This window comes from Trichococcus palustris (genome assembly GCF_900114465.1).
Taxonomy (GTDB): domain Bacteria; phylum Bacillota; class Bacilli; order Lactobacillales; family Aerococcaceae; genus Trichococcus; species Trichococcus palustris.
On the sequence record NZ_FOTD01000046.1, the window covers coordinates 1 to 3,857 of the forward strand.

At 46.6% G+C, this 3,857-nt stretch carries 6 protein-coding genes and 1 tRNA gene; 5 read left to right on the top strand and 2 right to left on the bottom strand.

Annotated features, from left to right (window positions below):
* Positions 1 to 6 precede the first annotated feature (6 nt).
* Positions 7 to 90 (top strand) — tRNA-Leu (locus BM101_RS13720).
* Between the two features lie 71 nt (positions 91 to 161).
* On the opposite strand, the gene BM101_RS13725 is transcribed toward BM101_RS13720, so the two are convergent.
* Positions 162 to 1,139, bottom strand: coding sequence for an aldo/keto reductase (locus BM101_RS13725; RefSeq protein WP_087034000.1), 978 nt, complete (start codon positions 1,137 to 1,139; stop codon positions 162 to 164).
* Positions 1,140 to 1,325: 186 nt separating this feature from the next.
* Between BM101_RS13725 and BM101_RS13730 the strand changes: the two genes are divergently transcribed.
* From BM101_RS13730 to BM101_RS13745, 4 genes are all read left to right on the top strand, one after another.
* On the top strand, positions 1,326 to 2,084 hold the full coding sequence (locus tag BM101_RS13730) for a carboxymuconolactone decarboxylase family protein (protein ID WP_087033999.1): 759 nt from the start codon (positions 1,326 to 1,328) through the stop codon (positions 2,082 to 2,084).
* 19 nt (positions 2,085 to 2,103) lie between these two features.
* The gene (locus tag BM101_RS13735; protein WP_087033998.1) at positions 2,104 to 2,460 is read left to right on the top strand and encodes a MerR family transcriptional regulator; all 357 of its coding nucleotides are present in this window, start codon (positions 2,104 to 2,106) and stop codon (positions 2,458 to 2,460) included.
* Between the two features lie 122 nt (positions 2,461 to 2,582).
* A complete protein-coding gene (locus BM101_RS13740; RefSeq protein ID WP_087033997.1) occupies positions 2,583 to 3,035 on the top strand; it encodes a MarR family winged helix-turn-helix transcriptional regulator in 453 nt (150 codons plus the stop codon).
* A gap of 25 nt (positions 3,036 to 3,060) precedes the next feature.
* Complete coding sequence (locus BM101_RS13745; RefSeq protein WP_087033996.1) at positions 3,061 to 3,579, top strand: GNAT family N-acetyltransferase; 519 nt, start codon at positions 3,061 to 3,063, stop codon at positions 3,577 to 3,579.
* On the opposite strand, the gene BM101_RS14290 is transcribed toward BM101_RS13745, so the two are convergent.
* A partial coding sequence (locus BM101_RS14290) for a hypothetical protein (RefSeq protein ID WP_218149949.1) occupies positions 3,562 to 3,857 on the bottom strand: 296 nt, incomplete at its 5' end. The genes BM101_RS13745 and BM101_RS14290 overlap by 18 nt on opposite strands.

A 3,857-nucleotide genomic window follows, 5' to 3' on the forward strand; every position in this document is an offset into this window, starting at 1 on the left:
TATCATGCCGGTGTGGCGGAATAGGCAGACGCGCTGGACTCAAAATCCAGTGCCCGCGAGGGCGTGCCGGTTCGACCCCGGCCGCCGGTATCATAAAGAAATAAGCCCAGAAAGATGTTCTCATCTCTCTGGGCTTATTTCTTTTGCTATGATAAATTCTTCTATCTATACCCCGTAATATTTCTAGGGACGTATGCTTCTTCTAAGTACTTGATCTCTTCCGGGCTTAATGCGACCTGGAATGCGCCCAAGGCATCATCCAGATATTTTATTTTTGTCGCCCCGATCAGAGGGGATGTGACATATTCTTTGCTCAGCATCCAGGCAGTCGCGACTTGTCCGCGGGTGATACCGCGTTCGTCCGCTAATTTATGGACCCTTGAAATGACTTCAGTATCAGAAGCCACAAGATAAGCAGGCAAATCGGCCAGCACGGCTTGGCTGGCACGGGCTGTGACGGCACCGATATCCCTCGTCAGTCTTCCGCCTGCCAATGGGCTCCAAGGGGTCATCGCAACTTTTTGATCCTGCAATAACGGGATCATTTCCCGCTCTTCTTCCCGATAAAGCAGGTTGTACAGATTCTGCATGGAAACAAATTTTGTCCAGCCGTTTTTCTCGGCTATGAATTGCGCCTTCGCAAATTGCCAAGCATGCATAGAGGAAGCCCCGATGTAACGCACTTTCCCCATTTTGACCAAGTCGTGCAGCGCCGCCATGGTCTCTTCGATAGGGGTGCCGTAATCCCAGCGATGAATGATGTACAGATCCAGATAATCTGTCTGCAGCCGCTTCAATGAGTGATTGATTTCCGCAAAAATACTTTTACGGGATAGACCTTTCGCATTCGGCCCATCGAACATCGGGAAGTATAATTTGGAAGCCAAGACGATTTCATCACGGTTGGCAAAATCTTTCAAGGCTTTCCCGACGATTTCTTCACTGGAGCCAGCGGAGTACATATTTGCAGTATCAAAGAAATTGATTCCGGAGTCCAATGCTTTTTTGATGATTTCGCGGCTTTCCATTTCATCCACCGACCATTTTTCCCGTCCGCGTTCAGGTTCGCCGAATCCCATGCACCCCAGGCAAAGTTTTGAGACTTCCAAGCCTGTATTCCCTAATTTTACATATTCCATGATAGCGCCTCCAGTTTATCTGCTTTTATTATACAACTATTGTATATGCTGGAGTCCACTCCAAGGCAAACCTTTTTTGTCATTTGCAAAAAAGATTATTTTAATAGCTGACGTTATGGTTGACTTGGAGTCCACTCCAAGCGTTACACTGTACCTAACAAATGAATAGAGTAGGAGGAATGAAAGGTGGGAATCAATGAAAATGCAAAAAAGAATCATGATGAATTATTTCCTGGGCACGTGTCAATTTTAGCTGAGAAGGATCCGGAATTTATTGAGGTATTTGATAATTTCGCTTTTGACGAAGTGCTGCAATACACCAGTTTAGATGTGATAGAACGGCAAAAAGTGATCTTGGCTGCTTTGATTGCGATGCAGTGCGTAAATGAATTCAAGGCGATGATGAAAGGCGCCTTGAATGTAGGCGTCACGCCAATCGAAGTGAAAGAAATCGTTTATCAAGCCGTTCCCTATGCGGGCTTAGGGAAAGTGTTCGACTTCTTGCATGCGACAAATGAAGTGCTGGAGGAAAGAGGGATTGTGCTGCCTTTGGAGGGACAATCCACTACGACAGTCGAAACGCGTTATGAGAAGGGATTGGAGATTGTCCGTCAAGCTGCAGGAAATACAGTGGATAACCTGTTGAACACGATGCCGGAAAACCAAAAACATATCGCGACTTTCTTGGCGGATAATTGTTTCGGCGACTTCTTTACGCGCAAAGGGTTATCCATACAAGAACGGGAACTGCTGATCTTTGTTATGCTCGCTTCAATGGGCGGAGCTGAGCCGCAAATGAAGGGACACATCCGCAACAATCTTCGCGTCGGGAATGATAAGCAAAAACTGTTGGACACGATCACGGTGTTGTTGCCGTTCATCGGTTATCCGCGGACATTGACGGCATTGAATTGTCTGAATGAAGTCGCTCCGGAAGAAAGCTGAAAGTGCAGGGATAAAAGCAATGAATATCGCTCAAGTCAGTAAAGAAAAAAATATTACGACTGATAGTTTGCGTTATTACGAACGGATCGGGTTGATTCCTCCAGTGAGTCGTACCATAAGGGGAGTAAGGGATTACACGAAAGAAGATCTGCGTTGGGTGGATTTTGTGATGTGCATGCGATCGGCGGGCCTATCAATCGAATCGTTGATCGAATATGTCCGTCTTTGTGGCGAAGGCTCTCCTACCGTTCCGGCTAGGAGAGACTTATTGGTCGACGAGTGCGACCTTCTGGAAAAGAGGATCCTCGGATTGCAGGGAGCCTTGGCGCAGTTGAAAGAGAAAGTAGACGGTTATGAAGGGATGCTGAAGGGATAGGGTTGGGACTCTTTGTTCCAGCTCTTTTTTTGATTTCATGGGCATGTTTTAATTTTTTTGCAAATGCAATAAAAAAACGGTATCCTTTATCTAAATTTCCAAAAAAGGGGAAGGTGAGTTTTATGGCGGAAATTCTGCGCGAAATCGGCATGATCGCCAGGGCTTTGGATTCCATCGCGAATATCGAATTCAAGGAGTACAACCTGACGAGAGGGCAGTACTTGTACCTCATCCGGATCTGCGAAAATCCGGGCATCATCCAGGAAAAGCTGGCCGAAATGATCAAGGTGGACCGCACGACGACCTCGCGCGCCCTCAAAAAGCTGGAAGCGAACGGCTTCATCGAAAAGAAAGCCGATTCCACAAACAGAAAGATCAAACATATCTTCCCGACAGAAAAGGGAAAGGAAATTTTTCCGAACATCAGCAGGGAAAATGAGCATTCGAACGGTGTGGCGCTGCAAGGTTTTTCGAATGAAGAAGCGCAGAGACTCTTCGATTTGCTCCGAAGAGTCAGAAAAAACGTCGAAGGCGACTGGGAATACGTAAAAAAAGGCAACAAACGAAACTACTGAGGCAAGGATAAGGAGTGCATCATACATGGCAATCACACTGAAAAAATGCGGTATCGAAGATTTGGCGGAACTTCAAGCAATCGGCATCGAAACGTTCACGGACACTTTCGCGGCCCACAACACGCCGGAAGATATGCAAGCTTATCTGGACAAGGCCTACGATCCGGAAAAGCTGAAGGAGGAGCTATCCGCTGAAGGTTCGAGCTTCTATCTGCTTTATTGCGAGGATGAACCAGCAGGGTATCTGAAGGTAAATGCCGATGCAGCCCTGACCGAAGCGATGGGTGCTGATTCGTTGGAAGTGGAGCGGATCTATATCCGGCCGGACTTCAAGCGCAGGGGACTGGGGAGTTTCCTGATCGAAAAAGCGACCGAAATCGCCAGCGCTCAAGGCAAGGGCATGATCTGGCTGGGGGTCTGGGAAAACAATGTGAATGCGATCGCTTTTTATGAAAAGATGGGATTCACCCGTACCGGATCACATTCCTTTTTCATAGGTGAGGATGAACAGACGGACTTCATCCTGTCAAAAGTACTGAATTAATTTTGAGTGGCATTTTTTCCTGAAGCACAACGTTTTTGTTGCGCTCCCTACATGGATTGGGCGAAGCGAGCCTTTTATACAATAAAATGCATCATAAAAAGTCTGGAGAGCTGGTATCCAGCTTTCTTCCGGGCTTATTTTGCTTGGCCGATGCACAGGTGCGCAAAAAACCACCGCCTGCTTTAAAATGGACCCTATAGAATGGACACTAAAAAAAGTGCCCTCTATAGGGTCCATTTTTGTATACTTAAAAGAGAAAAATAAGTTGATGCTTGAAG

Excerpts from the sequence above, each read along its gene's own strand:
- BM101_RS13725 (WP_087034000.1), bottom strand. The coding sequence starts at position 1,139 with ATGGAATATGTAAAATTAGGGAATACAGGCTTGGAAGTCTCAAAACTT.
- BM101_RS13735 (WP_087033998.1), top strand. The coding sequence starts at position 2,104 with ATGAATATCGCTCAAGTCAGTAAAGAAAAAAATATTACGACTGATAGT.
- BM101_RS13740 (WP_087033997.1), top strand. The coding sequence starts at position 2,583 with ATGGCGGAAATTCTGCGCGAAATCGGCATGATCGCCAGGGCTTTGGAT.
- BM101_RS13745 (WP_087033996.1), top strand. The coding sequence starts at position 3,061 with ATGGCAATCACACTGAAAAAATGCGGTATCGAAGATTTGGCGGAACTT.